5 protein-coding genes are annotated in these 3538 nt (G+C 48.6%); all 5 read left to right on the top strand.

Translation table 11 applies throughout. From position 1 onward, the window contains the following. Positions 1-270, top strand: a 270-nt coding sequence (locus O9295_RS25450; protein ID WP_288036086.1) for a hypothetical protein, incomplete at its 5' end; no start/stop codon positions are given. A gap of 251 nt (positions 271-521) precedes the next feature. Next, positions 522-884: a Nif11-like leader peptide family natural product precursor gene (locus O9295_RS25445; RefSeq protein WP_288036085.1), complete on the top strand. Its 363-nt coding sequence runs from the start codon at positions 522-524 to the stop codon at positions 882-884. A 59-nt stretch (positions 885-943) separates the two neighbouring features. Then, positions 944-1171 carry a bacteriocin gene (locus tag O9295_RS25440; protein WP_288036084.1) on the top strand — a complete coding sequence of 76 codons (228 nt, stop codon included), beginning with the start codon at positions 944-946 and terminating at the stop codon, positions 1169-1171. After that, positions 1168-2418, top strand: coding sequence for a nif11-class peptide radical SAM maturase 3 (locus O9295_RS25435; RefSeq protein ID WP_288036082.1), 1251 nt, complete (start codon positions 1168-1170; stop codon positions 2416-2418). The genes O9295_RS25440 and O9295_RS25435 overlap by 4 nt, the downstream gene beginning before the upstream one ends. 217 nt (positions 2419-2635) lie before the next feature. Continuing rightward, positions 2636-3538, top strand: a 903-nt coding sequence (locus O9295_RS25430) for an RRXRR domain-containing protein (protein ID WP_288036080.1), incomplete at its 3' end; no start/stop codon positions are given.

The raw sequence follows: 3538 nt of genomic DNA, 5'->3' as shown, positions 1-3538 counted from the left end.
ACCCGAATCTTAACCCTATTAAATAGGAGTCTAATTACCATGGCTAAAATTCATATTTCCGATCTACAGGTGAACTCTTTTCAAGAATCTCTTGAAACTGCGATCAATCGCGCGATCGAGACTCGCAACATTCAAGGCGGTTTTGCACAAGCACTGCTAAAACCACCAACAATACTAGGAAAAATAATTCGTCCGCCCATCACTGTCGGACTTATCTACCAACCGATCCTCCCATCACTCCCGAATATTAAGCAAGGACCCATTTTATAGCGGTTTTCAGTCTAATAAGGTATAGTAAATCCCTTGATAGATAGGCGTTTCAGCGTTTCAATCGGGACTCACTTCTGTGAAAACCGCTATAACCGCCTATCGTTAGATTAGCTGAATCTCCCCCGTCGCGGGAGTTGGGGGGTGTTGCCTCTTGCAAGAGTGCCTCATCTCCACAAGCAATTTAAATGCTGAACAGCTTATCTACCAACCGTATCCTCCCATCACTCTCAAATTCTAACAGGAGTTAACTTATGGCTCTCGAACAAGTTCACGCTTTTTATCAAAAAGTCGCCTCCGATGAATCCTTCCGTTCCCGAATCCAATCGGTGAATAGCAAAGAAGAATGCAGCGAGATCGTCAAAGCTGCGGGGTTCGATTTCACACCACAGGAATTCGAGGAATACACCGCACGACTTCTAGAGTCCGATCGCCCCGATGAAGAAATTAAAGATTTAAGCGAGGAAGATTTAGCGGCGGTCGCAGGTGGATTTATCGACGGTGTTCGATTTCGTCCGATGTACGGTCTGCCACCCAACCGCAAGCCTAAATGGCCTATTCCAGGTGACGGAATCGTTCGACCGATGTACGGATTACCGGCAGATCGTTTCGTATGATTTCTAATCCCAATCGACTCATAAATTTTATCGAGTATTAAACTTCTAAGGAGCTAACTATGTCTTTTGATCGCACCCCGAATTTTACCGAAAAACTAGCAACCGATCCCGATTTTCGTTTAAAGGTTTTGGACGAAATCGCTAACGATGACGAACTCAAAACCCTAACCGAAGAAGACTTAAAAGCGATCGTCGGGGGATGGCTGAACCAACACCAAATCCAAATATACGGCTCTCCTTATCCGCGTGATTTGCTCCTAAACATAAACATAGGAGAATTCCAATGACCGAATACCGTCGCATCAGCTACGCCGTCTGGGAAATTACCCTGAAATGTAACCTCGCCTGTCAGCATTGCGGTTCCCGCGCCGGCCACACCCGTAGCCACGAACTTACCACTGAAGAGGCCCTCGATCTCGTCCGTCAACTGGCCGAAGTGGGCATCAAAGAAGTTACCCTGATCGGGGGAGAAGCCTTCCTCCGTCCCGACTGGCTCGATATCGCCCGGGCGATTACCAACGCAGGCATGATCTGCGGTGTCACCACCGGCGGCTACGGCATCACCCTCGACACCGCCCACAAGATGAAAGACGCGGGGATCAAAGTCGTCTCCGTCTCCGTGGACGGATTAGAGGCTACCCACGATCGCCTGCGGGGGAAACCAGGTTCGTGGCAATGGGCTTTCCGCACCATGGGCCACCTAAAACAAGCCGGTATCCCCTTCGGTTGCAATACCCAGATAAATCGTCTTTCTGCCCCCGAATTTCCCCGAATCTACGAAAAAATCCGCGATGCGGGCGTATTCGCCTGGCAGATCCAGTTAACCGTCCCGATGGGTAACGCCGCCGATAACTCGGAAATTCTCCTGCAACCCTACGAACTCCTAGAACTATACCCGATGGTCGCCCGTGTCACCGAGCGAGCGCGACGCGAGGGGGTAGACGTACAACCGGGCAACAATATCGGCTATTACGGCCCCTACGAACGTTTATTGCGGGGAGGGGATGCGTGGACATTCTGGCAGGGCTGTAGTGCCGGACTGGCGGCACTGGGTATCGAGGCCGACGGAGCGATCAAAGGCTGTCCCTCCCTTCCCACCGCAGCCTATACCGGGGGCAATATCCGCGATCGCTCCCTGCGCCAGATTATCGAAGAGGCCGAAGAACTGCGCTTCAACCTCGGTGCGGGAACCCCGAAGGGAACCGATCATCTCTGGGGATTCTGTAAAACCTGCGAGTTCGCCGAACTCTGCCGCGGTGGTTGTAGTTGGACGGCTCATGTTTTCTTCGATCGCCGCGGCAATAACCCCTACTGTCACCACCGGGCCTTAAAACAAGCGGAGAAGGGAATCCGAGAGAGATTCTACCTCGATCGCCCTGCAGCGGGAATTCCCTTCGATAACGGCCAATTCGCGCTGGTAGAAGAACCCTTCCATTCTCCCCTAGCCAATGATCCCCTCGCCTTCAGTGCCGACGCGATCCAATGGCCAGAAAGCTGGCAAAACAAAACCCCCGTACTCACCCCCACAATCTAACCGTCACTAACCCCACCCTAAAAGGGACGGGGCTTGCCTAGACCAATTTAGGCGACGCAAGTAGAGACTACCGCATCGAGACACAATCTGGCACAGACTTCCGAATACTTCCCTAGTTCGGATTCCCTCTAAGCTTTATTGGTAAAGCGTTGTTAGACAAGACATCTTGATTGTGTTGCGGAAAGGGACTTTAACTTTACTCTTAAGGATTATCTCCATGGCAAGAGTTCCTGTTATCTCAAAAGAGGGAAAACCGTTAATGCCCACCAAACCCAGTCGGGCCAGACGGTGGATTAAAGAAGGAAAAGCTATCGGTAAATTCAACGACTTAGGTATTTTCTATGTCCAGCTAACCACTGAATCCTCTAACAACAAAACCCAACCGATTGCCATTGGTATTGACCCGGGTAAATTATTCTCTGGAATTGGCGTTCAATCCTCCCTTTTTACTCTTTGGAAGGCTCACTTAGAACTTCCTTTTAAACGAGTAAAAGAGCGCCTGGACAATAGACGGTTAATGCGAAGAGGACGTAGAAAAAGACGGATTAACCGCCAACTTTCTTTTAATCTAAGAGCGCATCGACAAAAACGATTCTCAAATAGAAAACAAGGAAAATTAGCTCCCTCAATCAGAGCTAATCGTCAACTTGAACTTCGAGTCGTTTCCGAACTAACCAAAATCTATCCAATTACCGATATTTACTTTGAGTACATCAAAGCCGATATTGATCTAACTTCTGGTAGAAAAGGGGCTAAGTCTGGAAAAGGTTTCTCGTCGGTTATGGTCGGACAGAAATGGGCAATTGAGCAACTGTCTCAATTGGCAACAGTCCATACTCGCTTTGGTTGGCAAACCTCTAATCTCAGAAAATATTTGGGACTAGAAAAGTCCAAAAATAAAGCAGAACAATCACCAGAAAGCCATGCTAACGATGGCATTGCTCTTGCCTGTTTTCAGTTTTTAGATTATTGGCCATTTCACAATTCTAATAGTCATGGATATGATTGGAAGGGTTTCGTTGAAGTAACAAACGCTCCTTTCGCTGTCATCAAACGTCCTCCTATTAGTCGTCGTCAACTTCACCTAATGGTTTTTTCTAAAGGTGGTAAACGACGTAAA

Origin of the sequence: Microcystis sp. LE18-22.4A, assembly GCF_027531105.1 — a bacterium.
Lineage (GTDB): Bacteria > Cyanobacteriota > Cyanobacteriia > Cyanobacteriales > Microcystaceae > Microcystis > Microcystis aeruginosa.
Note: the sequence above shows the minus strand (reverse complement) of the source record. Positions and strands in the feature narration are given on the sequence as shown.